Below are 26,395 nucleotides of genomic sequence, written 5' to 3'. Positions count from 1 at the left end.
AAGCGGATCAGCGGGCCGAGACGGGCACGGGCACGCTGGACGTGCTCGGGCTCGGCGTGGTGCTGCGCGGCGGTTCCGGCTGGGCGCCGCCGCCCAGCTGCGCGGGCAGCAGACCGGCGTTGACACCTTGTGGCGGGGTGAGGCCGGTGTTCGGCTGCTCTTCGCTGCCGTCACCCGAGGTCGCGACCAGGGCCAGGGCACTCAGGACCAGGCCCGAAACGACGACTCCGGCGCCTTGCGCGTACTTCCGCCGGGCGAGACCGAACCGCCCGCCGCCGAGGACGTTCGGCGACTGGCCCAGCGGCGCCGATGATCCCAACGGCGCGGTACCGCCCAAGACCCCGGTGTCGCGGAGGCCGGCGACCCGGTCGGGCCGCTGGATGGCCACGAGCTGGCCGTCCGCGGTCATCGCCAGGTTGTCCGGCGTGCCGGGGAGTTCGGTGTTCTGCGGGATGGAGCAAAGGCTGGCCAGGAAACCCGCCGACATCGACGGGGCTCCCGCCTGCTTCACGGCCGCGACGGCCTGGCGCTGGGCGGTCACCTCGGCGGCACAGGACTGGCAACGGGCGATATGCGCCGAAGCCCTGTCCTGGGCGCCGAGGGTCAGCTCGCCGTCGACGAAGGCGACGATGGCGTCCGGAAGCAGATGCGACTCGGGGAGTCCCCAACCTCGCGGTGCGGTCATACCCCCACCTTCGCAGACTCCTGCGCCGCGGCGCGACGACGCTCCAAAGAAGCACGAAGCGCCTGGCGGCCGCGGTGGATCCGGCTGCGCACGGTGCCGAGCTTGACACCGAGGGTGGCGCCGATCTCCTCGTACGAGAGGCCTTCGACGTCGCACAGCACGACCGCGGCACGGAACTCGGGCGGCAACTCGTCGAGCGCGGCCTGCAGATCCGGGTCGAGGTGCGTGTCCGAGTAGACCTGCTCGGGGCTCGGGTCGTCACCGACGATGCGGTCGGTGTCCTCGGGGAGGCCTTCCATCCGCACGCGCGAGCGGCGGCGGGCCATGTCGAGGAAGAGGTTCGTGGTGATGCGGTGCAGCCAGCCTTCGAACGTGCCCGGCTTGTAGGACGCGAGCGAGCGGAAGACCCGGATGAAGGTCTCCTGCGTCAGGTCCTCGGCGTCGTGGGCGTTACCGGTCAGGCGGTATGCCAGCCGGTACACGCGGTCGGCGTGCTCACGCACGACCTCGTCCCACGAGGGCGGCGTCCATGCGGCCTCGTCCACCGTCACCGGCGTGACCTGGTCCGCGTGCTGGTCCTGCATCGTCTCCTGCATCGGGGAAGTAGGCACCTCCATCAGCGTCTTCTCCCAACTACTCCACCCAACGCGGGCGATGAGCACGGTGTTCCCGTTGTCGAGGACCAGTCTGTCCGGCCTGCTTATGTTTCTAGTGAGACTGGACTGAGAGGAGGCTGAGAAGTCGTTACCAGGAGTCTTCTGCTCTTTTGGCGATAGGCAGCGCTAACCTCCGCGTGTGAATTCCGGGACGCATGCGGGCTCGCCTGCCGAGGCCGCCGACGCCGATCTCGTCGACGGCTACGTCCCCGACGACGAGGTACTGGCCGCCGCGCGGGCGCGGTCGGCCGATCTGGGCTGCGGTCCGCTGAGCGCGGGCGCGGGTGCGACTCTCCGTTTTCTGGCCACGACGCTGCGGGCGAAGGCCGTCGTCGAGGTCGGGACCGGGGCCGGGGTGAGCGGGTTGTGCCTGCTCGGCGGCATGGTCGACGACGGGATCCTCACCTCGATCGACATCGAGCCGGAGTACCACCGGGCGGCGCGGGCGGCGTTCCGCGAGGCCGGCTACCCGCCGGGGCGGACCCGGCTGATCATGGGGCGCGCGCTCGACGTCCTCCCCCGGCTCACCCCCGGCGGCTACGACCTGGTGTTCGTCGATTCGGCGCCGGTCGAGTACCCGAGTTGCTACGAGAAGGCCGTCGCGCTGCTGCGGCCCGGCGGGATACTGGCGTTCCACAACGTCTCGGGCACCAGGGTGACCGACCCCTCACGGCGTGATCCGGACACCCTCGCGCTCCGGGAGGTCGCGCGGGCCTTCCGGGAGGACGAGCGGCTGGTCCCGGCGCTGTTGCCGGTGGGCGGCGGGCTGCTGGTCGCCGCGATCGCGTAGCAAGGGACCTTTGCTACCACTTCCCGGCGCGTCCCGGACCACCGCGACCACGGCCACCGCGGCGAGGGCCAGCCAGGCGGCGGTGAGCACGATCAGCCACGTCCAGCCCGCGTGCCCGTACACGGTCGCGCCGACGGCGCCGCCGACGCTGCTGCCGAGGTAATACGAGAGCGTGTAGAGCCCGCCCACCTGGCCGCGGGCGTTCTCGGGCGCCTCCGCCGCGGCCCAGCCGTTGGCGACGGCGTGCGCGGCGAAGAACGCGCCGGTCAGCACCACGAACCCGGCGACGACCATGGGCAGCGAGTCGGACAGCGTCAGCGCGGCGCCCGCGATCGTGAGCAGCAGGGCACCGGCGAGCGACCGGCGACGCCCGAACCGGCCGACGAGTTTGCCCGCCGTCGCCGAGGAGACCGAGCCGATCGCGTACGCGAGGAAGACGAGGGACGCGATCGCGGGCGAGAGGTTCAGCGGCTCGCCGGTCAGGCGGAAGCCGGCGGCGTTGTACAACGCGACGAACGAGCCCATCGCCAGCAGCGCGACCGCGTACTGGACCAGCAGGACCGGCTTCCGGACGGCGGCGCCGAGCCCGGCGAGCACCGCCTTGCCCTGCGCGCGGAACCGCTCTGACCTGCGCCGATCCGCGAAAGTGGTAGCAAAGGTCCCTTGCTCCCCCGGCGGCAGGGCCAGCACCGTGACCACCGTGCAGACCAGCCCGACCACCGCGACGACGAGCAGCGCGCCCTGATAGCCGAACGGTCCGGCGGTGAATCCGGCCGCGAGCCGTCCGACCATGCCGCCGACGGTGTTCCCGGCGATCATCGCGCCCACCGCCGCCGCCAGCCCGGCCTTGCCGAGCCGTTCCGCGAGGTAGGCCGCGGCCACGCCGGGGAACCCCGCGATCGCGACCCCCTGCAGCGCCCGCAGCACGAGCAGCGCCGGATAGCTGGGCGCCAGTGGCAGCAGGAAACCGAACACGACCGACGCGACCACCGAAGCGATGATCACCGGACGCCGTCCGACGACCTCCGAGAGCGCCGCGATCGGCAGCACGGCGATGGCGAGCGCGCCGGTCGCGACGCTCACCGCGAGCGAAGCGCCACCGGGATCGAGGTGGTACTGCTCGGCCAGTTGCGGCAGCACCGGCTGGGGCGCGTAGAGCAGCGCGAACGACGAGATCCCGGCCGCGGCGACGGCGATCGTCACGCGGCGGGTGGTTCCGGTGGCAGGCACGATCTCGAAGCTAAGCCTGGCTAAACGATACGTCTAATACGTTCATCTGCCACAATCGATACCGTGCTGAATGAAAGGATGACCGCCCAGCTAGCCCCCCAGCTCGCTCTGCTCACCGCACTCCGCCGCACGACGAACGTCACACGCGCGGCCGAGCTGCTCGGTGTCCCGCAGCCCACGGTAAGCCGCCGGATCGCGGCGCTCGGCGAGGCCCTCGGCGCACCGCTGACCGTCCCCGACGGCCGCGGCATCCGGCTCACCCGGGCCGCCGAACTGCTCGCCGACGCCGCGGAACGCGCTCTCGCCACCGTCCACGCCGGGGTCCGCCAAGCCCGCGAGGAGGTCGACCCCGAATCCGGGCACATCGTCCTCGGTTTCCTGCATCTGCTCGGGCGATCACTGGTCCCCACGCTGCTCCGCGGCTATCGCGCGGACCATCCGGGTGTCCGGTTCACACTGGTCCAGGGCTCGCGCCAGGACATGGTCGACAGGCTGACCAGCGGCGAACTCGACCTCGCGCTGCTCGCGCCCGCCCCCGTCGACGACCCGCTGCTCGACACCGCCGTGCTGTCCGAGCAGGAGATCTTCCTGTCCGTGCCGACGTCGCATCGCCTCGCCGACCGGCCCAGCGCCGCCATCGAGGACCTCAAGGACGAGGAATTCGTACTCCTCGAAACCGGCTACGGCCTCCGCACCATCACCGACGAACTGTGTGCCGCGGCCGGCTTCGAGCCGAAGATCGCCTTCGAGGGGCAGGAGTCCGACACGGTTCGCGGGCTTGTCGCGGCCGGGCTCGGTGTCGCACTCCTCCCCCGCTTCGAGCCGGGAAGTCCGGCAGGTGTCGCCGAAGTCCCGCTGGTGCCGCCGGTCGGGCGGACCATCGGGCTGGCTTGGCGCAAGGACGTCGTCCTGCCGCCCGCCGTCCTGCGGTTCCGGGAGCGGGTCCGCGCGCAACCCCGTTGACGATCGTCAGGGTCGGTTCCTGTCGTTCGTCCACCACGCGGGCACGTCGTTTTCGCTAACTTCGGGTGAATGTACGACGACATCGTGGAGTTGGCGGGCGAGAGCCCGAACTGGCTTCAGGCGACGGCAATCCTGTTCACCGAAGCAGGACTGCTCGCCTTCGCGGCACTCTTCGCCTGGATGATGTGGCGGGCACGCACCTCGCCCGTCCGGATCGCCGTGGCACTGCTGCCGCCCGCCGCGACCGCGATCGCGTACTTGATCAGCGAAGGCCTGAAGAGCGTGATCCAGGAGGACCGGCCGTGCCGGAACCTCGTCACACTCGTCGACTGCCCGCCGATCGGCGACTGGTCCTTCCCGAGCAACCACTCCACCATCGGGGCGGCGGCCGCCGTCGGGCTGGCTCTCGCTTGGCGGCGACTCGCGCCGTGGGTGCTCCCGGGTGCGGTGCTGATGGGCTTCTCGCGGGTCTTCGTCGGCGCGCACTACCCGCACGACGTGCTCGCCGGGCTCGTGCTCGGCTCCGTGACGGCGTGGCTCGTGTTCCGGTACCTGACCGGCCCCGCGACCGGGATCGCCCGGCGGCTCACCGCCCACGCCGGCGACGCGCCGACCCAGCCCATGCCCAGGGTCGACCTGCGGAGTGGTAGCAAAGGTCCCTTGCTCCCACCCCGCAGGTAATCGCAGGTCAGGCGTAGGAAGCGACCAGTTCGACCAGCGTCCGCGCCGCGAACCCGGTGGCCCCGGGCACGACGTCCGCGTAGGTCTTGTCGGCCCGCGCGGGGCCGGCGATGTCGAGGTGCGCCCACGGCACGTCCCCGACGAACTCCCGCAGGAACAGCGCCGCGACGATGCCACCGGGACCGCCCGGCGCCTGCCGGACGTCGCCGAGCGAGCCCTGCACGGTCTCGGCGAGGTCCTCCAGCAGCGGCATCCGCCACCACGCCTCGCCGACCCGCTCGCCCGCCTTCGTGACCCGCTCCGCGAGCGCGTCGTCGGTGGCGAAGACGCCGCCGGTGCGGACGCCGAGCGAGACCTTCATGGCGCCGGTCAGGGTCGCCGCGTCGATCACCGCGTCCGGCTTGTGCTTCTTGATGCCGTAGACGAGGGCGTCGGCCAGGACCATGCGGCCCTCGGCGTCGGTGTTGCCCACCTCGGTGGTCTTGCCGCCGTAGTGCCGGACGATGTCGCCCGGCCGGTACGACGAACCGGACACGTGGTTCTCGGCGGCGGGCACCAGCGCGGTCACCTTGACCGGCAGGCGCAGCGCGGCGATCGCGCGGACCGCGGCGATGATCGCCGCGCCGCCCGCCATGTCGGTGCGCATGAGGTGCATGCCGTCGGCCGGTTTGATCGAAAGGCCGCCGGTGTCGAAGGTGATGCCCTTGCCGACCAGCAGCAGATGCGTTCTCGCCCCGCGCGGCCGGTACTCCAGCTCGATCAGCCGCGGCGGCGCGGCCGACCCGCCACCGACGGCGAGGACGCCGCCGAAGCCCTGCTCGGCCAGCCACTTCTCGTCCCTGGCCGTCACGGTCAGGTTCGGGATGCCGCCGGCGACGCGGACAGCCGTTTCGGCGAGCCAAGCGGGCGTCTTGACGTTCGACGGCGTGTTCGCCAGGTCGCGTGCGAACGCGGCGGCCGCGGCGAGTTCGCGAACCCGCTCCAAGGCGTCCGCGGCGTGCTCGTGCCGTGTGATCAAGCGCACGGTCCGCAGGCTCGGCTTCGGCTCCTCGGCCGTCACCGTGAACCGGTAGCCGCCCAGCAGCAGCCCGAACGCGAGTTCCTCGACGTGCTCGGCGCCCGCGTCCTCGGGCAGCTCGACGGCGAAGGCGCGGAACGCCTTCTGACACGCCTTGACGTCGTCTTCGAGCGCCGACGAAACGGCACGGACCAGCGCGGCACCGGCCTTGCGGTACTGCTTCGGCTCGCCGTCGCCGACGCCCGCCAGCCAGCGGACGGCGCCGGTCGGCACGGTCTGCACGTCACCGGCCTTGCCGGTGGGCCGCACGCCGCCGATCTCCGCGAGCCCGGCGTCACCGTCCTCTTCGGACGGCGCCGCGATCAACGTGGCCAGCGGCGTACCGCGCCTGAGGTCGTCCGAGACTTCGAGTTCGAGCAGCTTCCCCGGAACGGGGGGTAGCGGGTTACGCACAGTGAGCGACCTCCGGGCGCAGATGAACCGCGACCCCGGCCTCCGAAGGGAGACCGGGGTGCGGGTGGTTGAACGTTGGTGCGGTCCGGCTCAGCCGGTGACCTCCTGCAAGGCCGCGCCGAGATCCTTCGCTTCTTCCGCGGAGAGTTCGACGACGAGACGCCCACCACCTTCGAGTGGTACGCGCATCACGAGGCCCCGCCCCTCCTTAGTCACTTCGAGGGGACCATCTCCGGTCCGGGGCTTCATGGCCGCCATAGCGTGCTCCCTCCGTCTCAACCGGCGCGCCCGGGTCGCGCTCGTCAAAGCCAGCCGGGTCTACTGTCCATTGTCCCTCATCAGCGGCCGAGCGCGAACGCGGACCGATCTTTTGCCGCCGTATCGGTGCTGGTATGCGGCTCGCGAGGCTGAAAGACTCGTCTCAGACCGCAGTTTCGCCGACTAGGAGATCCCGTGACCACATCCGACGTTCTGCTGACCGCCGACGCCGATGGCGTGCGCACCTTCACGCTGAACCGGCCGCAGGCGTACAACTCGCTGACCGTCGAACTCAAGGAACTGCTGCTGGCGGGCCTGACCGAAGCCGCGGCCGACGACAGCGTCCGCGCGGTCGTGCTGACCGGTTCGGGCAAGGCCTTCTGCGCCGGGCAGGACCTGAAGGAGCACGTCGGGCTGCTGCAGGCGGGTGACCCCGCGCCGCTACACACGGTCAAGGAGCACTACAACCCGATCGTCAAGACGATCGTCGGGATGCCGAAGCCGGTCATCGCGGCGGTGAACGGCCCGGCGGCCGGCGCGGGCGCGGCCTTCGCGTACGCGAGCGACCTCCGGATCGCGGCGACGTCGGCGAACTTCCTGATGGCGTTCGCGAACGTCGGCCTCGGCCCGGACTCGGGTGCGTCGTGGACCTTGCAGCGGCTGATCGGCCTCGGCCGCGCGGCCGAGCTGATGCTGATGGCGCGCACGGTCGACTCCGCCGAGGCACTGACGCTGGGACTGGTCAGCGAAGTCGTTCCGGACGAGGAACTGGCCAGCCGCGCGCAGAAGGTCGCCGCGAAGCTCGCGTCCGGCCCGACGGTCGCTTACGCGAAGATCAAGAACGTCCTCGCGGTCGCCGCCGAGTCGTCCCTCGAAGAGGCGCTCGACGCCGAAGACGCGGCGCAGTCCGCGCTGGGCGCGACGGCCGACCACACCGAGGCCGTCGAGGCCTTCGTGGGCAAGCGCAAGCCGAACTTCCAGGGCAAGTAGCGCTTTGGGCCTCGTGAGTGGCGTTTCGGGTTCTAACCCGAAACGCCACTCACGACCGCCGGTTTGGGTCCCTGAAGTACGTGAAGGTATGAAGGTCGAGTTTCCTCGGCTGAGCCGAGGGAAGGGGGCCTTCACGCGCCGCCGTGGTGATCGCTGTGGTTGCTGGTGCAGGTGAGCTGCAGGTGGCGATCCCTGAAGGTAGTGAAGGCCTCCTTCACTACCTTCAGGGTAGGCAAGGAGCCCTTCACGGACCCGACCCGCGATCAGCCACGGCCAAAGTCCAGTAGGTACTCAAAGGAACCCTTCGTCCTAACCCGAAACGCCACTCACGAGCCGGCCCGGAAGCAGTCCTTCACGTGGTCGTCGACCATCCCCGTCGCCTGCATCAGCGCGTAACAGGTCGTCGGCCCGAGGAACACGAAGCCGCGCTTCTTGAGTTCCTTCGCCATCGCCTTGGACTCGTCGGTGATCGCCGGGACGTCCGCCATCCGCCGCGGCCGGGCGTGCGAAGCGGGCGCGAACGACCACAGCAGGTCGTCCAGCGAAACGTCCAGCTCCGAGATCGCCCGCGCGTTGTTGATCGCCGCCAGGATCTTCGCCCGGTTCCGCACGATCGACGCGTCCGCCATGAGCCGGGCGACGTCGTCGTCGGTGAACACGGCGACCTTCTCCGGCACGAATCCGGCGAACGCCTTCCGGAACGACTCCCGTTTCCGCAGGATCGTGATCCACGAAAGCCCGGACTGGAACGACTCCAGGCACAGTCGCTCGTACAACTCTTCGTCGCCGTGGAGCGGGACGCCCCATTCGGAGTCGTGGTACTCGGCGTAGTCCGGCGCCGAATTGCCCCACGAGCACCGCTTGATCCCGTCCGCCCCCAGCAGACCCGCCTCAGCCAACCCTGTACCCCTCCGCGTACTTCACGAATCTCTGCAGGCTCAACCGCAGTCCCAGTTCGAAGCCCGGTTTCGCGACCGGCCAGCCGAGCCGTCCGACGACGCCGAACGGCGGCCGCAGATGCTCCGCCCAGACGAACGTCGAGGCATGCGGCCCCTTCTCGATCACCTGGAAGACCCCGGTGCCCTGCACGATCTTGCCGAGATGCCGCACGACGCAGCGCAGCGGCGGCTCCCAGCTGGTGATCTCCATGGTGTCGGTGAAGCCGATCCCGGCGACACCGGTGAACGCCGACAGCTTCGAACCCACGCTGCGCCCGTTGCCCTCGACGACCTTGACCTGGGTGCCGAGCATCCATTCGCCCTGGCGTTCCCAGTCGGTCAGGGCGAGCCAAGCCGTCCCGGCGGGTACCGCGACGTCGACGGAGACGACGACATCGGTCACCTGGCGCCCTCGCGCTCGGCCTCCAGTTCGGCCACCTTGGCCCGCAGGTCCTCGATCTCGACGCCGAGCCGCCGCATCACCCAGTCCACTTCGGACATCTTGTAGCCGCGCAGCACCATCTGATAGCGGACGGCGTGGACGTCCTCGGCGGTGATGTCCTCGGCGGGCAGCCTGGTCGGCGAGCCGCCGGGCGGCAGCGGGGCCAGCTCCTCACCCCGGCCGAACACCACGGCGGCCAGCAAAAACACCACGGCGGCCACCAGCAGCATGACTACGAGATAGATCAGGGCGGTCGTCACGCCACGATCGTGGCACACGAACGCCACGATCGTCGCGCCAGCAACGCGAGTCGCACGCTGATGACCACCCAGAGCACCATGAGGATCCCGCACGGCACCGACAGGAACAGTCTCGACGCGTCGATGAACCCGGTGGCGATCACCAGCAGCGCCACCGAAAGCAGGTTCAGCCCGACGGCCTCGCCGATCAGCACGCCCGCGGTCCTGACCAGCCGGGTGCCGTCCATCCGCCGGGAAAGCCAGCGCATGCTGAGCAACGCGAGCACCCCCAGCATCGGCACGATGAACACCGAGCCGTGGGTGAACTGGGCGACGTACTTGTACCAGCCAGGGGTCGGCGTCGCGAGCTGCGACCAGTCGCCGAAGGTCCATTTGCGGGCGAACTCCCAGGCGAGCTGCATCATCGGCACGCCGAGGATCAGCTTCCACAGGGTGCGGGTGCCGCTGTGCATCCCCAGTTCGGCCTGATAGTCCCGGGCGATCAGATGCACCGGCCCGAAATCGTCGACGGCGCGCCGCTGCGCGTCGTGATCGCTCCAGCCGCCGTCGCGATACGCGTCCGCGGCGTCGTTGAGCCCGTCCCGCGCCTCGCGCAGCAGGTCCCGCTTCGCCGACGCCGGCCCCTCCAACCGGGCGCGCAACTCGCCCAGATAGGCCTCGATCACCGTCATGCCGTGGCTCTCCGACTCCGCGCGGCGACCGCGAGCCGCATGCTGAACAAGATCCAGGCTCCGGACATGACCGCGCACGGCACGCTGACGAGCATGCGGGCGGGCTCCAGCAGCCCGGTCGCGCCGCCGTACGTCATGACCGCGAGCAGGTTCAGTCCCACCGCGCCCGCCAGCGACCACGAGACCGTGCGGGCGACGGGCGGACCGGCGGCCCGCCGGGAAAGGAGCCGGGCCGCGATCAGCCCGGCGACCGCGACGGCCGGCGACAGCGCGGCCAGCGTGTCGGCCGCGCCGATCGCGCGGTGATACCAGGACGGCGCGTCGCCGAACCGCGACCAGTCACCGAAGCCCCGCGCGAGATCCCAGCCGAGGATGAGCAGCGGGACACCGGCGATCAGCTCCCACAGCACGCGGATGTCGCGCCGGAGTCCCAGTTCCGCCTGGTAGTCACGGGCGATCAGCTCCGCCGGGCCGAAGTCGGCGACGGCACGGCGTTCCGCTTCCGCTTCGTCGGCTCCGCCCGCGCGGTAGGCGTCGGCCGCGTCGGTCAGACCGTCCCTGGCCTCGGTCAGCAGATCGGTCTTCGCCGACGCCGGACCGCGCAAGCGGGCGTCCAGCTCGCCGATGTAGGCCTCGATCGCGTTCATGCGGCGAGCGCGGGCCGGGGCCGGAAAGCCGGTGAGAGCAGCCAGAAACTGAAGGCGACCCAGCCGAGCGCCACCAGGTTGCACACGAGGCTCACGTTCATCCTCGACGGATCGAGGACCGTGGTGCTCACGGTGAGCAGCAGCAGCGCCAGCAGGTTCGTGCCCGCCGCGGCACCCACCGTCCACCGCGTCACCTTTCCCAGCCTCACGCTGTCGAGCCTGCGCCCCAGCCGCCGCGCCCCGAAAAGCGAAACCGCTCCGATCACGGCCGGCACGAGGACCAGGACGCCGAAGAGTTCGATGACGGCCATGTACCACTCCGGGTTCGGCTTGCCCGAGCGGCTCCAGTCGCCATAGGTCCAGATCCGCGCCAGCTCCCAGGTCACCTGGATCAGCGGCACACCGACGATGACCTTCCACAGGGTGCCGATGTCGCCGCGTAAGGCCAGCTCGGCCTGATAGTCACGCGCGATCACCGCGACCGGGCCGAAGTCGGCGACGGCACGGCGTTCGGCTTCCGCCTCGTCGACACCGCCCTCGCGGTACGCCTCGGCCGCGTCGACCAGGCCGTCCCTGGCCTCGGTGAGCAGATCGGCCTTCGCCCCCGCCGACCCGCGCAATCTGGCGTCCAGATCACCGATGTAGGCCTCGATCGTGCTCATGCGGTGCTCCCCCCGAGGACACCACCGATCACGGTGGTGAACTCCTGCCACTCCGCCCGTTCCGCCGCCAAGGCCTTCTGCCCGGAGCGGGTGAGCTTGTACGTACGACGTTTGCGGCCGGACACGACGTCCCATTCGCTGGCGAGGTAGCCGGCGCGCTCCAACCGGCGAAGCGCCGGATAGACGGTGCCCGTCGGCAGGTCGAGCGCACCGTCGCTGCGGAGCTGGAGCGCCTCGATGATGGCGTATCCGTGCAGCTTCCGGCCGTCGAGGACGGCGAGGAGCAGCGCGTCGAGGTGCCCGCGCAGGCTGTCGGCCTTCATAAATAGACAGTCTACACATCGCCGCATGCCAGGGTAGCCGGGACTTTCCCGGACCGGCCTCAGGGAATGTCCCCGAGATCACCCCGATTTCATAGATTTAGTGGCTACATGTAGGCAGCCTACGTATACAGTGCTTCGACATGGACGCACTCCCGATCGCGAGACTCCAGTTCGCGACGACGACCTCGTTCCACTTCCTGTTCGTGCTGCTCACGCTGGGGCTCGTGACACTCGTCGCGGTGATGCAGACACGCTCCGCGTTCGGCGGCAAGCCGGAGCTCACGCGGATGACTCGCTTCTGGGGCAAGCTTTATGTGATCAATTACGCGCTGGGAATCGTCACCGGAATCGTGATGGAATTCCAGTTCGGGCTCACCTGGACCGGCCTGTCCGCGGTCGCGGGCGACGTCTTCGGTGCCCCGCTGGCCATCGAGACACTGGTGGCGTTCTTCGCCGAATCGACCTTCCTGGGGCTCTGGATCTTCGGCTGGGGGCGGCTGAACAAATGGGTCCACCTGGCGCTGATCTGGCTGGTCACGCTGACCGCGTACGCCTCGGCGCTGTTCATCATGGTGGCCAACTCGTTCCTGCAGAACCCGGTCGGCACGCACGCCGAGAACGGTGTGCTGAAACTCGACGACTTCGGCGCGCTGTTCACCAACCCGGCACTGACGAGCTCGCTGCCGCACGTGCTGAGCGCGGCGCTCATGACCGGCGGCTTCTTCGTGGTGGGCGTCAGCGCGTACCACTTCATCAAGCGCACCAAGGAGATCGAGTTCTTCCAGCGGTCGATGCGGATCGGCGTGCTCACCTCGCTGATCGGCAGCACGATGGTGATCGGCTTCGGCTTCGCCCAATTCGGCCCGCTCGGGGAGTACCACCCCGGCAAACTGGAAGGAGCGGATCCCGTCGTCGGCGCCTCCCTGGGCTTCATGATCCAGATCGGCTTCATCGCCTTCCTCGCGTCGATCCTCGGCACGCTGCTGCTGTTCCGGAACTGGATCACCAAGGTGCGGCCACTGCTGTACCTGATGGTGCTGGCCATCCCGCTGCCGTTCGTCGCGGCGATCTTCGGCTGGCTCGTGCGGGAGATCGGCCGTCAGCCGTGGCTGATCCGCGGGCAACTGACCACCGCGGACGCCGTCGCGGCGATCCCGGCGGGGCAGATCCTGTTCTCCTTCATCGCTTTCACGCTGTTGTTCCTGGTGCTCGCGATCGCCGACTGGGTGCTGATGTCGCGGGTCGCGAAACGCGGTCCCGACGCGAGCGAAGAGGCGCCCGCGCCCCGTGCCGAACTTCCCGTCCTGAGCGGAGTCTGACCGATGGTGATCCTCTGGTGGTGTGTGCTCGGTTTCCTGACCGCCGGCTATTTCGCGCTGGCGGGCTACGACTACGGCGTCGGGATGCTGCTCGGCAGACTCAGCCGTGACGAGGCCGGGCGGCGGCGCGTGCTCGGCGCCTTCGGCCCGTTCTTCCTGGCCAACGAGGTGTGGCTGGTGGCCGCGGTCGGTGTCCTGTTCGGCGCCTTCCCACATCTGGAAGGGAAAGTGTTCGCCGGGGCGTACCTCCCGGTGGTGACCCTGCTGCTCGGGCTGGTCACGTTCACCGCGGCGGTGCAGTTGCGCAGCAGGCGGCCGGACGCGCGCCGGGGCGCCTGGACGCTGGCGATCACCGTCGGCGCCTGGGTTACGGCGGTGTCCTGGGGTGTGTTCCTCGGCAACCTCGTGCTCGGGCTCCCGCTCGACGCGGCCGGGAAACCGAGCGGCGACGTCCTGGCGGTGTTCAGCCCGTACGCGCTGCTCTGGGGTGCCGGGTTCGTCGCACTGTTCGCCTTGCAGGGCGCGGCCTTCCTCGCCGTCCGGGCACCCGCGGAGTTCACCGCCCGCGCGAACCGGATCGCCAAGGCCCTGCTCGCCCCGGCGCTCGCGTTCCTGGTCGTGGCGGTCGTCTGGGGCGCCGTCGAGACCACCGCGTCGTGGTCGGTGCTGCCCGCGATCGTGCTGGCGTTCGGCGCGCTGGGCGTCGCGGCCGTGGCCTTGCGTGCGGGACGGCACAAGGCGGCACTGGTCGCCACGATGACGTTGTCCGCGTCGCCGGTGCTGGCGATCGGAACCCTGCGCCTGCCGGACGCCCTGGTGTCCTCTGTGGACGGAGGCTTCTCGTTGAGCCTGACCGAAGCGGCCACCAGCACCGAGATGCTCGGCCTGCTCACCTTCGTCCTGCCGCCCGCGCTGGTGGCGATCGCGGCCGTGCAGTGGGTGACCTGGCGCAGGCACGACACCCGCGTCGACCAGCGTTCGCTGCTGCACTTCTAGGAGCCCGAAATGCCTCCCCTTCCCGGATTGCGGCGCCACTTCGGCGTACTGGCCGTGCTCGGCACACTGACCGCCGCGGCGATCCTCGTCCAGGCCGACGGTCTCGCGACGCTGCTCACCGGCGGCGGCGTGACCTGGACACTCGTGGCCGCCATCGCGGTGCGGGCGCTGCTCGCGGGCGTCCAGGGTTCCGTCGGCGGCCGGTTCGCGGCGACGGTCAAGGCCGGGCTGCGCAAACGGCTACTCGGCGCGGACGCGGAAAATCCTGGCCAGGTCGCGACCCTGGTGACCAAGGGGATCGACGCGAGCGACGCCTACCTGACCGGGTATCTGCCGACGGTGGTGCTCTCGGCGATCATCCCGGTCGCGGTGCTCGTCCGGCTGTTCGCCGCGGATCTGTCGTCGGCGCTGATCATCACCGCGACACTGCCGCTGATCCCGGTGTTCGCGATCCTGGTCGGACAGCACACGAAGGCGAAGACCGCCAAGCAGTGGTCGCTGCTTTCCAAGCTGGGCGGGCATTTCCTCGACGTCGTGCGCGGGCTCGGCACACTCAAGGTGTTCGGCCGGGCGGAGGCGCAGGCGAAGACCGTGCGGACGATGGCGGACGCGCACACCGACGCGACCATGCGCACGCTGCGGGTCGCGTTCCTGTCCGCGCTGGTGCTGGAGCTGGTGGCGACGCTTTCGGTGGCGCTCGTGGCGGTGCCGATCGGTTTCCGGCTGATGGAAGGCGGCATGGTCGTGCACACCGCGGTGCTCGTTCTGCTGCTCGCCCCCGAGGCGTACCTGCCGCTGCGGGCCGCGGGGGCGAAGTTCCACGCCAGCGCGGAGGGACTCGCCACACTCCGGGAAGCGCTGGCCGTCCGTTCGGAAGACGTCGCCGAGGGTGCCAGGGTGGCCCGCCACGGTGCGCCGCGGATCGTGCTGGAGAAGGTGAGCGTCGCGTACGGCGAAGAAACCGTGCTGTCCGAAGTGGACATGACGATCGAGGCGGGTGAGCACGTCGCGCTCGTCGGGCCCAGCGGTTCCGGGAAGAGCACGCTTCTGGCGGTCTTGCTGGGGTTCGTGACGCCGACGGCCGGCCGGGTCCTCGTCGACGGCGGCGACCTGCGCGAACTGGATCCGGCCGCATGGCGGGCCGGGACGGCGTGGGTGCCGCAACGGCCGACGTTGTTCACCGGGACCGTCGAGGAGAACATCGCCATGGGCCAGGTGCCGGACGTCCAGGCCGCGGCCCGCGCGGCGGCGTTCGACGAGGTCGTGCGCGGCCTGCCCGACGGCTACCGGACCCGGATCGGTGAACTGGGCGCGCCGCTTTCGGCCGGTCAGCGGCAACGGCTCGGTCTCGCCAGGGCGCTGGCGCGCACGGAGGCGGGCCTGGCACTGCTCGACGAGCCGACCGCCCGGCTCGACGCGGGGACCGAAGCGGCCGTGCTCGGCGCGACCCGTGAACTGCTCACCGGCCGGACCGCGGTGCTCGTCGCCCACCGGCCCGCGATGGCCGCGCTGGCCACTCGCGTCCTCGAAGTCCACGATGGCGCCGTACGAGAACGGGAACTGGTGTGAACGTCTGGGGAGTGTCCACAAAGGACTTTGTACGGCTGGCCCGTGCCGGGCTGATCGCGGCCGGAGCCGAGCTGGCGGGACTGGCGCTGATGGCCACCGCCGCGTGGCTGCTGCTGAAGGCGGCCGAGCAGCCGCCGCTGGCGTCGCTCACCGTGGCGATCGTCGCCGTGCGGACACTGGCGTTGCTGCGCGGCGGGCTGCGGTACGCGGAACGGCTCGCCGGACACGAGGTCGTCCTGCGTTATCTCGGCGCCTTGCGGACCCGTGTGTACACGTCACTGCTGCCGCACCGGGTCTCGCGGCATTCGGGCGGCGATCTCGTCACCCGTCTGGTGTCCGATGTGGACGCCGTGCAGGACGCGATCCTCCGCTGCCTGCTGCCCGCCGGTGTCGCCGCCTTCGTCGGCGCGGTGGCGACGACGGTCGCACTGATCGCCAGCCCGGCCGCCGGGCTCGTGCTGGCACTCGGGCTCGCCATCGCCGGCATCGGCCTGCCGTGGCTGTGCGTGCGGATCACCCGCGCGGCGGCGAACGCGAGTGCTCCGGCCCGCGCCGACCTCGCCGAGCGGACGGTCGAGCTGATCACCGGACGCCGCGAGCTGATCGCCTACGGCGTCCATGAGTCCACTGTGGACGCCGCACATACCGCGGTCGACTCCCTTGCTTCGCGGGATCGGGCGACGGCGAACCGCACGAGCCTGCTGACCGCGGCCGGGATCCTCGTCCAGCTGCTGACCTGCGTCGCGATCGCGCTGACCGCCGGGGTTTCAGCGCCGCTGACCGCGGCACTGGCCTTGGGCGCGCTGGCCGTGTTCGAGCTGGTCCTCCCGCTGACCGCGGCCGCCCAGCGCTGGGTCGAGGTCCGCGCTTCGGCCGAGCGGGTGCGCTCGCTGCTGACCGAACCGCCGCCCGCACGAGGGACCGCGAGGCCCGAACCGGGACATCTGCGGCTCGAAGGCGTCGGCGTCCGGTTCGACGGCAGGGCCCCGGCGCTGGACGGCGTCGACCTCGACCTGCCGCCGGGCAAGCGGATCGGGATCGTGGGGCCGAGCGGGACCGGGAAGACGACGTTGCTGAACGTCCTGCTGGGTTCCGTGGCGCCGACGTCCGGACGCGCCCTGCTGAACGGGAAGCCGTTGGAGACCTACGACCCGGCGCTGCTGCCGTCGGTGATTTCGGGCGCGCTCGCGGACGCGCACGTCTTCCACACGACGGTCCGCGAGAACCTGCTGCTCGCGAAGCCCGGCTCTTCCGACGCCGAACTGCTCGACGCGTGTGCCACGGCCGGTTTCGATCTGCCGCTGGATCGCGAAGTCGGCTCCGACGGCGACGCGCTTTCCGGTGGGCAACGCCAGCGGCTCATCCTGGCGAGAGCGGTGCTCTCGGCGCCGCCGGTCCTCGTCCTGGACGAGCCGGTCGAAGGGTTGGATCCGGAGCACGGCGACGCCGTCCTGGCCGACGTACTCGCCGCCGCGCGCGGCACCGTCGTCCTCGTGACGCATCGCGAGTCGCAGGTGGCCGGGTTCGACGAGGTCCTACGCCTCTAGGCCGCGCACTTCCCGCATCGGCGGCCGGTCGCTGACCGACACCTCGGCCACCTCCGGCAGCCATTCGTCACCCACCTGCGCGAACTGGGTGAGCTGGGCCGGGTCGTCGGATTTGACCCCGCAGCGCGCGAGCGCCGTCCCGAGGATCTGGCGCGCCATCACACCCAGCTGCAGCAGCGAGCGGTTGCGATGCTTGCGTACGCCGAGATTGACCTGAGCGAGCCCTTCGAGCCCGTAGCGCGCTTCGGCGTCGAGGATGAGCCCGATCTCGACGCCGTACCCGGCCGCGAAGGGCACCGACTCGAGGAACTCGCGCGTCGCGGCGTACTCGCCGCCGAGGGGCTGGATGAGCCCCGAGAGTGACGGGCGCAGCGCCGAGAGGACTGGTCGCGCCAGCAGCTCGGTGACCCGGCCGCCGCCGCTGCTCTCCAGCCGCAGCGGCCGCCGGTAGAAGCCCTTGACCAGGTGGACGTCTTCCTCGCAGAGCAGGGGCCCGAGCAGGGTCGGCACGAACGCCGGATCCGGGTCGACGAGGTCGGAATCGAGGAACACGACGACGTCGCCGGTCGTCGCGGCCAGCGACCGCCACAGCACCTCGCCCTTGCCCGGCACCGGCGGCAGGCCGGGGAGCACGTCCTCGCGGTGCACCACACGCGCTCCGGCGCGGGCGGCGAGCTCGGCGGTGGCGTCGGTGGACCCCGAGTCCATCACGATCAGCTCGTCGACGACCGTGCCCAGCAACGGGCGGACCGTGCCGACGACTTCGGCGACGGTGTCCTCTTCGTCGAGCGCCGGTAGCACGACCGAAACCGTCCGGTCACCCTTCGCAGCGACGATGTCCTCGACCGTCCAGCCCGGGTTCTGCCAGGTGCGCCGCTCGAACCAACTCATGAGTAGTGATCGTGCCATGCTGGAGTCCGACACCCTGTCGATGGAGGAACCTTGCTACCGCTGCTCGTCCGCTTCGTGCTCGGCCCGCTGGTCAGAGCGCTGTACCGCCCCGAGATCCGCGGCGTGGAGAACATCCCCGCCACCGGGCCGGTGCTGCTGGCACCCAACCATCGGGCGGCGCTGGACACCGGCGTGATCACTTTCACGGCGATGCGGCAGGTCAAGTTCCTCGGCAAGGCGGAGTACTTCACCGGCCGCGGGCTCAGGGGCAAACTGATGGCCGGTTTCCTGGGCGGCCTCGGCTATGTCCCGGTCGAACGCGGCAACGCGCAGGCCGGTCTCGCCGCGCTCGAAGCGGCGCGGAAGGTGCTCGACGCTGGCGGCGCGTTTGCGATCTACCCCGAAGGCACCCGCTCGCTGGACGGGCGGCTGCACCGCGGGCACACCGGTGTCGCGGCGCTGGCGCTGGCGACCGGGGCGAAGGTGGTGCCCGTCGCGCTGACCGGGACCGAAAACCTGCAGCCCGGCGGTAAGCGGATCCCGCGGCGGGCGAAGATCACCGTCACCTACGGCGCGCCGCTGGACTTCTCGCGGTACGAGGGGCAGGACTCGTCGCCGGCGATCCGGCGTTCGGTGACCGACGAGATCATGTACGCGATCCTGGAGCTTTCGGGGCAGGAGTACGTCGACTCTTATCACAAACGGCCTGATCAGAGCGCTGCCTGACGGTCGCGTGGGGCGCGGGTGGTAGCAAAGGTCCCTTGCTCCCCCGCCGCTTGCGGCTCCGCACTTGCCGCTGCAATGAAAGTGTCTTTCCTTGCAAATTTTGCAAGGAAAGACACTTTCATTTGCACGCGCGAGTTGGACTAAAGGGACATTTGGCGCATTCCGGTGCGGCTGGTGCTGGGTGGAGTGCCGTGAAGGCCTCCTTCCCTACCCTCAAGGTAGTGAAGGAGGCCTTCACGGACTCTGAGTCCCTCAAGGGGGCCTTCATGTACCCGCGGAGCCCGCCAAAGCCCTACTTCGCCCACTTAGGCCGAGGCGGAGGCACGTAGTCCACGAAGCCGTCGAGAAGCACCGAAGCGTCCGAGTCGATCGAGAGCATGTCCCGGTACCCGGCCGACAGAAAACCCTCCGACACCATGTGGTCGGCGAACTTCAGCAGCGGCGCGTAGTACCCGCCGACGTCGACCAGCCCGATCGGCTTCTCGTGCAGCCCGAGCTGGGCCCACGTCCACACCTCGAACAGTTCCTCCAGCGTCCCCGCGCCGCCGGGCAGCGCGAGGAAGCCGTCGGACAGCGCCGCCATCTTCGCCTTCCGCTGGTGCATGTCGGCGACGACGTGCAGTTCGGTCAGGCCGGCGTGCGCGATCTCGACGCTTCCCAGCGCCTCCGGGATCACGCCGATCGCCTCGCCGCCCGCGGCGAGCGCGGCGTCCGCGACGACGCCCATGGTCCCGACCGACGCCCCGCCGTAGACCAGCCCGATCCCCCGCGAGGCCAGCAGCGTGCCCAGGGCACGAGCCTCGTCCGCATATCGCGGGTCGAAGCCCATCGACGAGCCGCAGAAGACGCAGATCCGGCGCGGCGCCGCCATCAGTGGGTGTCCTCCCACGCCTGGTACGACTCCTGCACGACGCGCACGGCGTCGTCGATGTCGTCGGTGACGTGCAGCAGGTCGAGGTCCTTCTCGCCGATCTTGCCCTCGGCGAGCAGCGTCTTGGCGATCCAGTCGTACAGGCCGCCCCAGTAGTCGCTGCCGAACAGCACGACCGGGAACTTCGTGACCTTCTTCGTCTGCACCAGGGTGAGCGCCTCGAACAGCTCGTCGAGCGTGCCGAAGCCGCCGGGCAGGCAGATGAACGCCTGCGAGTACTTGATGAACATGGTCTTGCGGGCGAAGAAGTACCGGAAGTTCACGCCGAGGTCGACCCACGGGTTCAGCCCCTGCTCGAACGGCAGCTCGATGCCGAGGCCGACGGAGAAGCCGCCCGCCTCGTTGGCGCCGCGGTTCACCGCTTCCATCGCGCCGGGGCCGCCGCCGGTCATCACCGCGAAGCCCGCGTTCGCGAGCGCGGCGCCGATCTTGCGGCCGAGTTCGTACTCCGGGTGCTCCCGCTTGGTCCGCGCGGAACCGAATACCGTCACCGCGCGCGGCACCTCGGCCAGCGCGCCGAAGCCCTCGACGAACTCGGCCTGGATCCGCAGCACCCGCCACGGGTCGGTGTGCACCCAGTCGCTCGGCCCCCGCGAGTCCAGCAGGCGCTGGTCGGTGGTGCTGCCCTGGTCACGGCGATCCCGCCGCAGCACGACCGGGCCCTTGTGGCGCTCGATCGGACGTTCCGGGTACTGGCCGTCGGGGAACTCGCTTGTCTCACTCACCCCGCCAAGACTACGACGTCGTCACCGTCCGGAGCGGCGGCATCGCCGCGAACAGGAGTTGTCGGGTACGCGAACGCGGGGCCCGCCGGTGAGCGGGCCCCGCGAGCACGCCTCAGGAACGTCCGGTCAGCGCGAACGCGAGCATGGCCGTCGAGGTGAAGTCGATGGCGGGCTCGTTGCTCGGCCACGACGCGAGGTCGTCGGCGTAGCGGGACTCGGGGGTGTCGAAGGCGTCGAAGGGCTTCTTGCAGTCCTTCGAACCCGGCGGGAGCTCCATGTGCTCGAAGTTCTCCGCCCCGTTGGGGCCGTTCACGACGGCGCCGTAGAGCAGCTTCTCCTCGCCGGCGAGGTTCGCCGCCTGGTGGTGCGGGCATCGCGGGTACGTGGTGCCGACGCCGACGACCAGCGAGATGCCCCACGCGTTCGCGCCGAGGGTGAAGTTCCGCTGCTGCGAGCCGAACGCCGCGTACCGGCGGTCACCGGTCAGGTCGGCGTACAGCCGCTCGGTCGCGGCGAACCCGAAGCTCTTGCTGGCCGCGTCGAATTCCTTCACCGAGACGGCGGTCCGGAAAGGACTCTGAGCGGCGCTCGCGACACCTTCGTCGAGCTGACGGCGAAGGTCACCGATCAGCTCCTTCGGGCCCAGCGCCGCACCCGGGACATCGTGCCGCAGGAGCTTCGCCAGTTCGGCGTGTGCCAGCGCGCTGGTGTCGTACAGGTTGAGCGTGCTCTTCTCTTCGACGTCGATGTAGGCCTTCGCCCAGTGCGCCGCCTGCCGCGTCCATTCGGCCGCCCGCGGGTCCCGCAGGGCCTTGGCCGCCAGGGCGAGCTGCGTCGCGCCGAGTTCCATGTCGTCCCGCCAGGACGATTCCGGGTAGTACGCGTGCGGGAACGCCGTGACCAGTTCGCCGACGTTCTCGGTCTTGGCCTGTGCGAACACCGAGGCAGCCTCGGCGAAGTACTTCTTTGCCAGCGAAGGGTTCCGCTTGGCCTCGACCTGCGCGCCGAGCGCGAACGCGGCGGCCACGCGGCCGGCGAGGTTCGGGCTGAGCGCGGAACCGCCGGGGTTCGCCGGGAAGACCGGCCGGTGCTTCACGAAGTACTTGGGGTCGCCCGGCTTCACGTCGAGCGGGTCGTCGTCGTGCGGGTTCCGCCAGACGTCGTGGTCGCCGAGGAAGCCGAACTTGTCACTGCCGGTCCCGATGCCGACCTGGGCGTAGAGCGTCTTGCTCTTCTCGTCCCACATCTTGTCGAGCCAGTCGAGACCGAGCTTGACCTCCGCGGCCAGCGCCCGGTCGTAGTCCTCGCGGAGGACGTATCCCAGCTCCGCCAGCGAGTACGCGGTGTTCGAGGTGAACTTGACGAAGTCACCCGCGTCGACCCAGCCGCCCTCGACATCGATCGGCCCGCCCGACGGCTTCAGCGGTTCGGTGATCTCGTCGCCGAATTCACCGCCGAACGCGGGCCATTCGTAGACCGTGGCCTGTTTGTCGGCCAGATGCGAGGGTTTGCGATCGAGCCTGCCGGGGATGATGTCGTCCCCGTCGCGCTGCGCCTGGAAGAACTCGTTGGTGGCGCGCACGAGCGGGGTGAAGAGCCGGTCCTTGGTGTCCACCCGGAACGTCGGCGACGTCGCCTTGGTCTCGCCGGTGACCTCGATCCGGTACTTGCCCGGCAGCCAGACCTTCGACAGGTCCAGCTGGTACACCGCCGGGTATTTCGCGTTCCACGCGCCGAGCGACTGCCCGGTCCGTCCACGATGGACGGTCCGGCCGCGTTCGTCGATCACCGAGAACGAACCCGGCGCGCTGGAAAGGAGATAAGCGTGCTTGGTCTCGGTGATGCCGTAGCCGACCTGGTCGACCCGGACCTCACCTTGCACCGCCGCCGCGGCCGAAACCGCCGGAACCGTCAAACCCCCGAGGACCAGTGCCGAAACCGCGGCCACCGTCCGGGACCAGGAACTCACCATCATCGGCGCCCCGCTCACGAATTAGTTAAGAAAGTTTCCTTTTTATGGCGCAAGACGCTAGCGCCCGGAACGCCACCAGTCAATATGTCCGTTTCAGCGGTCGAAAGTCACCGGATCCGGGCGTTGTTGGCGGGTATCTGTCCTGCTCAACCCGGATCCCCGCCGGGAAATCGTCTACCGTGGTCGAGGTGCCGTCCAGCGGGGCAGAACCACTCGGCGCGCGGATCCGGCGGTTGCGCCGGGCACGCGGGCTGACCCAGCGCGAGCTGGCCGAGCCCCGCTACGACCGCGGCTTCCTCGCCAAGGTCGAGTCGGGCGGCCGCCTGCCTTCGGACGACGTGCTCTCCCATCTCGCGCGGCGGCTCGGGCTCACCCCGGACGAGCTCCGCTTCGACCGGCCTCCGGGCGCCGCCGAAGAACTCACCGACGCGCTCGAGACCGCGTACCGCGAGTTGCAGAAGGGCGGACTCGAAGCCGCCGAGCGCGAATTCGCCCGCGTGGAGCGCCGGGCGGCCGGATACCGGCTGCCGGACGTCCAATGCCACGCCCGCTTCTATCTCGGCGAAGTCCAGTGGCAGCGCTACGACATCCCGTTGGCGGACAAGGGTTTCGCGCACGCCATGGAGCTCGCCGACGCCGCTTCGCCCCGGTTGCGCGCGATGATCGTCAACCGGTTGGCCGCCTGCCGTGCGTTGTCGGGTGACCTGGGGGCGTCGGTCGCGCTCGTCGAAGCGGCGCTCGCCGAGCTTCGCGCCACCGGTGCGACCGATCCGGATGCCGAACTGGCACTGCTGACCGCGTTGATCCATCCGCTCATCGAAATGGGCGCGCTGCGCCGAGCGCGCCGCGCCGCCGAGGAAGGCCGCCGCATCCTCTCTTCCGCTCACCGCAAGGACATCTCCGCGCGCTATCACCGGCAGGCGGCGCAACTGTGGCAGGAGATCGGCCTGGTCGACCGCGCGGAGAAGGACCTTTCGCGGGCACTGAGACTGTTCACTTCGATCGGCTACGACCGTGACGCCGCCCGCAGCCGCTGGGCCCGCGGCTTCCTGTGGCGACGGCTGGGAAAACTCGACGAGGCGCACGCCGAACTACGGCTCGCCCGCGATCTCCTCGCCAAGGCCGGATCGCAGGAGGGGGTGCTCGGCGCGACCATCGAGCTCGCCGACGTCCGCCGCCGGCAAGGGGAGCTCGACGAGGCGGCCGAACTCGCCGAGGGGATCCGGCCGCTTCTGGATCGATCCCCCGATATCGAGGCGAGGACCGAGGTTCTCCGGTTGCTGGGACTCATCGCCCGCGCCCGCGGCGATCTGCCCGAAGCGACCGCGTTGCTCGAAGAAGCCGCCACCGCACAGGAAAAGGCCGAGCTGCGCGGCGCGCTCGTCGCCACCGCACTGCATTTGGGCGACACGTTGCGGGCCCGCGGATTAATCGAAAAAGCGACGGAGGCCTATCGGCGCGGTGTGCGCGCGGCCGCTATGTCCGATTCCGGGCCGGCGGTCTGAAAACCATACGAAAGTCGCCATATATCGCACATGGCGGGAAAAACTCTTACTACACAGGGATTTTATTCCTTGCATGTGGATCTTCACCCGGCCCGCTAGGCCATCCGGCCCATTGACGGCCTTGTGAGCGGCTCCTTTACTCGAACGTGTCCATCGGGATAACTCCAGTTATCCGAATGGGCACGCTCCCCGTCCCCCGCCGTGCACCCGCCCCGGTCTGATTCCCCGCCGCGCCACTGGCCGTCCGGGTACGCGGTCCTGCCCATGGAAGGTTCACATGACCGTTCAGCGAGGGCTCAGAACAGGGTTGGCGGCCGTCGCCGGCCTTGCCCTGAGCATGACGTTCCCGGTGACCCCGGCGAACGCGACCACCGCCACCATCCAGCCCGCGAGCCCCGACGCCGGCGCCGGGAGCGCGGCCGACCGGGCCGCCGCGGCCGGGGTGGACCACCTGCGGAAGGGAGCCCAAGAGGACTTCCGCCGCGTCGGGCTGACCCAGGGTGGCGGAGGACTCTTCTACGCCGCTTACGAACGAACCTACCGTGGTCTGCCGGTCGTCGGCGGGGACGCGGTGGTGGTGGCCGACGGCGCCGGGCGCGTCCGCGGCACCAGCGCCGCGGAGACCGCGGCGATCTCGGTGGACACCAAGGCCAGGATCTCCGCGGCGAAGGCGACCGAGGTCGCCCGCGGCCAGCTGTCCAAAGTAGACAGCGTGGTCGCGCCGAAACTCGTCGTGCTGGCGGGGAACTCCCCCAAGCTCGCCTACGAGGTCGTCGTCGCGGGCACCAAGGCGACGGCGCCGAGCAACCTGCACGTCTTCGTGGACGGCGCCACCGGCGCGGTGCTCGAAACCCGTGACGACGTCAAGATGTCCAACTTCCCCGCCGCCGCACCGAAGGCGACGTCGAACGAGGTGGGCACGCTGGGCGCCGGGAACAGCTACTACGCCGGCAACGTCACCATCGACACGACGAACTCCGGCGGCACGTACACGATGCGCGACCCGCAGCGCACCAACATCAGCTGTGCCCGCCAGAACGGCTCGCCCTTCAGCGGCCCGGACGACAACTGGGGCAACGGTTCCGGCACCGACCTGGAAACCGCCTGTGTCGACGCGCTCTTCGGCGTGCAGACCGAGTGGAAGATGCTGGGCGAATGGCTCGGCCGCAACGGTATCAACGGCAACGGCGGCGGCTTCCCCGCCTACGTCGGCCTCAACCAGGCCAACGCCTACTGGAACGGCTCCTCGACCACCTACGGCCGCTCGCAGGACAGCCAGCGTCAGGCCACCCCGATGGACGTCGTCGCCCACGAATACGGCCACGCCATCTTCCAGACCACGCCGGGCGGCGCGGGCAGCGGCAACGAGAACGGCGGGCTCAACGAGTCCACCGGTGACATCTTCGGTGCCGTCACCGAGCACTACGCCAACAACGCCAAGGACGTCCCCGACTACGACGTCGGCGAGGGCGTGAACCTGGTCGGCCGCGGCCCGATCCGCTACATGAACCAGCCGAGCCGGATCTCGGGCAACCCCGACTGCTACTCCTCGTCCATCCCGAACACCGAGGTGCACGCCGCCGCGGGCCCGCAGAACCACTGGTTCTACCTGCTGGCCGAGGGCACCGCGCCGGTCGGCAAGCCGGCCAGCCCGACCTGCAACAACACCTCGATCACCGGGATCGGCATCCAGAAGGCCGCGAAGATCTTCTACAACGGCCTGCTGAAGAAGACCTCCAGCTGGAACCACAAGGCGGCCCGCAAGGCCACCCTGGAGGCGGCGCTCGCGCTGTACCCGGGTTCCTGCACCGAGTTCAACACCACCAAGGCGGCGTGGGACGCGATCAGCGTCACCCCGGCGACCGGTGAGCCCACCTCGTGCACCCCGCAGGGCAACGACTTCTCGGTCGGAGTCACCCCCGCGTCGGGCTCGGTCAAGGCAGGCGAGTCGGCCACCGTCACGGTGAACACCGCGACCGTCAACGGTACGGCGCAGACGGTTTCGCTGAGCGCGAGCGGCCTACCCGCCGGGGCGACCGCGACGTTCAACCCGGCCTCGGTGCAGTCCGGTGCCTCCTCGACGCTCACCATCGCGACGTCGGCGAGCACCCCTGACGGCACCAGCACCATCACGGTGACCGGCACCGCGGCGAGCGGCACGCACACCGCGCAGTACAAGCTCACCGTCGGTACCGGCGGCGACCTGCGGACGTACACCAACGACACCGACTACGCCCTGAACGACTACGGCACGGTGAACAGCCCGATCACCTCCACCGCCACCGGTAACGCGGTGTCCCCGGTGAAGGTGACGGTCACCGGGACGCACACCTGCTCCGAGGACCTCCGCATCAGCCTGAAGGCCCCCGACGGCAGCACGTACTCGGTCAAGCCCACTGGTTCCTTGCCCTGCACCGATCTGGGCACGCGGAACTACTCGGTGAACGTGACCAACGAGGTCGCGGCGGGCACCTGGACCCTCGTGGTCTACGACGCCTACGCGCAGGACACCGGCACGCTCTCCAGCTGGTCGATCACCGTCTGATC

Annotated in this window: 26 protein-coding genes and 1 pseudogene; 11 read left to right on the top strand and 16 right to left on the bottom strand. The window is 70.0% G+C overall.

Annotated features, from left to right (window positions below):
- Window positions 1-7 precede the first annotated feature (7 nt).
- Together DMC61_RS24715 and sigE are read right to left on the bottom strand one after the other, a co-directional pair.
- Window positions 8-685 (bottom strand): anti-sigma factor, encoded by a 678-nt coding sequence (locus DMC61_RS24715; protein ID WP_125691565.1) that lies wholly within the window; start codon window positions 683-685, stop codon window positions 8-10.
- On the bottom strand, window positions 682-1,302 hold the full coding sequence (sigE, locus tag DMC61_RS24710; RefSeq protein ID WP_034313360.1) for an RNA polymerase sigma factor SigE: 621 nt from the start codon (window positions 1,300-1,302) through the stop codon (window positions 682-684). The genes DMC61_RS24715 and sigE overlap by 4 nt, the downstream gene beginning before the upstream one ends.
- A 178-nt stretch (window positions 1,303-1,480) precedes the next feature.
- Between sigE and DMC61_RS24705 the strand changes: the two genes are divergently transcribed.
- A complete protein-coding gene (locus DMC61_RS24705; RefSeq protein ID WP_038519085.1) occupies window positions 1,481-2,131 on the top strand; it encodes an O-methyltransferase in 651 nt (216 codons plus the stop codon).
- Window positions 2,132-2,164: 33 nt separating this feature from the next.
- Here the strand turns inward: DMC61_RS24705 and DMC61_RS24700 are convergent.
- Window positions 2,165-3,334: pseudogene (locus tag DMC61_RS24700) on the bottom strand (MFS transporter); the annotation flags it as partial.
- Between the two features lie 105 nt (window positions 3,335-3,439).
- Between DMC61_RS24700 and DMC61_RS24695 the strand changes: the two are divergent.
- A complete protein-coding gene (locus DMC61_RS24695; RefSeq protein WP_199750099.1) occupies window positions 3,440-4,324 on the top strand; it encodes a LysR family transcriptional regulator in 885 nt (294 codons plus the stop codon).
- A gap of 69 nt (window positions 4,325-4,393) precedes the next feature.
- Window positions 4,394-5,005: a phosphatase PAP2 family protein gene (locus DMC61_RS24690; RefSeq protein ID WP_125691561.1), complete on the top strand. Its 612-nt coding sequence runs from the start codon at window positions 4,394-4,396 to the stop codon at window positions 5,003-5,005.
- A 7-nt stretch (window positions 5,006-5,012) separates the two neighbouring features.
- Here the strand turns inward: DMC61_RS24690 and DMC61_RS24685 are convergent, their stop codons facing one another.
- Together DMC61_RS24685 and DMC61_RS24680 are read right to left on the bottom strand one after the other, a co-directional pair.
- Window positions 5,013-6,476, bottom strand: a complete 1,464-nt coding sequence (locus DMC61_RS24685; protein WP_125691559.1) for a M17 family metallopeptidase — start codon at window positions 6,474-6,476, stop codon at window positions 5,013-5,015.
- Window positions 6,477-6,566: 90 nt separating this feature from the next.
- Window positions 6,567-6,734: a DUF3117 domain-containing protein gene (locus DMC61_RS24680; protein WP_005155393.1), complete on the bottom strand. Its 168-nt coding sequence runs from the start codon at window positions 6,732-6,734 to the stop codon at window positions 6,567-6,569.
- Between the two features lie 195 nt (window positions 6,735-6,929).
- Here DMC61_RS24680 and DMC61_RS24675 point away from each other — a divergent pair, with 195 nt between their 5' ends.
- Window positions 6,930-7,724 carry an enoyl-CoA hydratase/isomerase family protein gene (locus DMC61_RS24675; RefSeq protein WP_125691558.1) on the top strand — a complete coding sequence of 265 codons (795 nt, stop codon included), beginning with the start codon at window positions 6,930-6,932 and terminating at the stop codon, window positions 7,722-7,724.
- A gap of 326 nt (window positions 7,725-8,050) precedes the next feature.
- On the opposite strand, the gene DMC61_RS24670 is transcribed toward DMC61_RS24675, so the two are convergent.
- Genes DMC61_RS24670 through DMC61_RS24640 form a run of 7 tightly spaced genes read right to left on the bottom strand, consistent with a single transcriptional unit; the run spans window position 8,051 to window position 11,667 of the window.
- Entirely contained in the window at window positions 8,051-8,623 is a 573-nt protein-coding gene (locus tag DMC61_RS24670) for a DNA-3-methyladenine glycosylase I (protein ID WP_125691556.1), read from the bottom strand.
- Window positions 8,616-9,065, bottom strand: coding sequence for an SRPBCC family protein (locus tag DMC61_RS24665; protein ID WP_016331442.1), 450 nt, complete (start codon window positions 9,063-9,065; stop codon window positions 8,616-8,618). Before DMC61_RS24665 ends, DMC61_RS24670 begins: the two co-directional genes overlap by 8 nt.
- On the bottom strand, window positions 9,062-9,364 hold the full coding sequence (locus DMC61_RS24660) for a DivIVA domain-containing protein (protein ID WP_037332168.1): 303 nt from the start codon (window positions 9,362-9,364) through the stop codon (window positions 9,062-9,064). The genes DMC61_RS24665 and DMC61_RS24660 overlap by 4 nt, the downstream gene beginning before the upstream one ends.
- On the bottom strand, window positions 9,361-10,035 hold the full coding sequence (locus DMC61_RS24655) for a permease prefix domain 1-containing protein (RefSeq protein WP_125691554.1): 675 nt from the start codon (window positions 10,033-10,035) through the stop codon (window positions 9,361-9,363). Before DMC61_RS24655 ends, DMC61_RS24660 begins: the two co-directional genes overlap by 4 nt.
- Window positions 10,032-10,682 (bottom strand): permease prefix domain 1-containing protein, encoded by a 651-nt coding sequence (locus DMC61_RS24650; RefSeq protein ID WP_125691552.1) that lies wholly within the window; start codon window positions 10,680-10,682, stop codon window positions 10,032-10,034. The genes DMC61_RS24655 and DMC61_RS24650 overlap by 4 nt, the downstream gene beginning before the upstream one ends.
- Window positions 10,679-11,344, bottom strand: a complete 666-nt coding sequence (locus DMC61_RS24645; RefSeq protein WP_125691550.1) for a permease prefix domain 1-containing protein — start codon at window positions 11,342-11,344, stop codon at window positions 10,679-10,681. The genes DMC61_RS24650 and DMC61_RS24645 overlap by 4 nt, the downstream gene beginning before the upstream one ends.
- Window positions 11,341-11,667, bottom strand: coding sequence for a helix-turn-helix transcriptional regulator (locus DMC61_RS24640; RefSeq protein ID WP_016331437.1), 327 nt, complete (start codon window positions 11,665-11,667; stop codon window positions 11,341-11,343). The genes DMC61_RS24645 and DMC61_RS24640 overlap by 4 nt, the downstream gene beginning before the upstream one ends.
- 140 nt (window positions 11,668-11,807) lie before the next feature.
- Here DMC61_RS24640 and DMC61_RS24635 point away from each other — a divergent pair, with 140 nt between their 5' ends.
- The 4 genes from DMC61_RS24635 to cydC are packed head-to-tail and all read left to right on the top strand — an operon-like array spanning window position 11,808 to window position 17,098.
- Window positions 11,808-12,986, top strand: coding sequence for a cytochrome ubiquinol oxidase subunit I (locus tag DMC61_RS24635; protein ID WP_125691548.1), 1,179 nt, complete (start codon window positions 11,808-11,810; stop codon window positions 12,984-12,986).
- A gap of 3 nt (window positions 12,987-12,989) precedes the next feature.
- The gene (locus DMC61_RS24630) at window positions 12,990-13,982 is read left to right on the top strand and encodes a cytochrome d ubiquinol oxidase subunit II (protein ID WP_125691546.1); all 993 of its coding nucleotides are present in this window, start codon (window positions 12,990-12,992) and stop codon (window positions 13,980-13,982) included.
- 9 nt (window positions 13,983-13,991) lie between these two features.
- Entirely contained in the window at window positions 13,992-15,551 is a 1,560-nt protein-coding gene (cydD, locus tag DMC61_RS24625; protein ID WP_125691544.1) for a thiol reductant ABC exporter subunit CydD, read from the top strand.
- Window positions 15,548-17,098 (top strand): thiol reductant ABC exporter subunit CydC, encoded by a 1,551-nt coding sequence (gene cydC / locus DMC61_RS24620; protein ID WP_125691542.1) that lies wholly within the window; start codon window positions 15,548-15,550, stop codon window positions 17,096-17,098. Before cydD ends, cydC begins: the two co-directional genes overlap by 4 nt.
- On the opposite strand, the gene DMC61_RS24615 is transcribed toward cydC, so the two are convergent.
- Window positions 17,087-17,989, bottom strand: coding sequence for a glucosyl-3-phosphoglycerate synthase (locus DMC61_RS24615; protein ID WP_125691540.1), 903 nt, complete (start codon window positions 17,987-17,989; stop codon window positions 17,087-17,089). The two genes, cydC and DMC61_RS24615, sit on opposite strands and share 12 nt — an antisense overlap.
- Before the next feature lie 51 nt (window positions 17,990-18,040).
- Here DMC61_RS24615 and DMC61_RS24610 point away from each other — a divergent pair, with 51 nt between their 5' ends.
- Window positions 18,041-18,715, top strand: a complete 675-nt coding sequence (locus DMC61_RS24610; protein ID WP_125691538.1) for a 1-acyl-sn-glycerol-3-phosphate acyltransferase — start codon at window positions 18,041-18,043, stop codon at window positions 18,713-18,715.
- A gap of 292 nt (window positions 18,716-19,007) precedes the next feature.
- Here the strand turns inward: DMC61_RS24610 and DMC61_RS24605 are convergent, their stop codons facing one another.
- The 3 genes from DMC61_RS24605 to DMC61_RS24595 all read right to left on the bottom strand — a co-directional run bounded on the left by DMC61_RS24605 (window position 19,008) and on the right by DMC61_RS24595 (window position 22,346).
- Window positions 19,008-19,586: a TIGR00730 family Rossman fold protein gene (locus DMC61_RS24605; RefSeq protein WP_125691536.1), complete on the bottom strand. Its 579-nt coding sequence runs from the start codon at window positions 19,584-19,586 to the stop codon at window positions 19,008-19,010.
- Window positions 19,586-20,371, bottom strand: a complete 786-nt coding sequence (locus tag DMC61_RS24600) for a TIGR00730 family Rossman fold protein (RefSeq protein WP_016331429.1) — start codon at window positions 20,369-20,371, stop codon at window positions 19,586-19,588. The genes DMC61_RS24605 and DMC61_RS24600 overlap by 1 nt, the downstream gene beginning before the upstream one ends.
- Window positions 20,372-20,483: 112 nt before the next feature.
- On the bottom strand, window positions 20,484-22,346 hold the full coding sequence (locus DMC61_RS24595) for a glycoside hydrolase family 9 protein (RefSeq protein WP_125691534.1): 1,863 nt from the start codon (window positions 22,344-22,346) through the stop codon (window positions 20,484-20,486).
- Between the two features lie 176 nt (window positions 22,347-22,522).
- Here DMC61_RS24595 and DMC61_RS24590 point away from each other — a divergent pair, with 176 nt between their 5' ends.
- Both DMC61_RS24590 and DMC61_RS24585 read left to right on the top strand, forming a co-directional pair.
- Window positions 22,523-23,848 carry a helix-turn-helix domain-containing protein gene (locus DMC61_RS24590; protein WP_125691532.1) on the top strand — a complete coding sequence of 442 codons (1,326 nt, stop codon included), beginning with the start codon at window positions 22,523-22,525 and terminating at the stop codon, window positions 23,846-23,848.
- A gap of 277 nt (window positions 23,849-24,125) precedes the next feature.
- Complete coding sequence (locus tag DMC61_RS24585) at window positions 24,126-26,393, top strand: M4 family metallopeptidase (protein WP_125691530.1); 2,268 nt, start codon at window positions 24,126-24,128, stop codon at window positions 26,391-26,393.
- Window positions 26,394-26,395 lie beyond the last annotated feature (2 nt).

The sequence above is a fragment of the Amycolatopsis sp. WAC 04169 genome (assembly GCF_003947535.1).
GTDB lineage: Bacteria > Actinomycetota > Actinomycetes > Mycobacteriales > Pseudonocardiaceae > Amycolatopsis > Amycolatopsis keratiniphila.
This window is presented reverse-complemented; position numbering and strand designations above follow the sequence as displayed.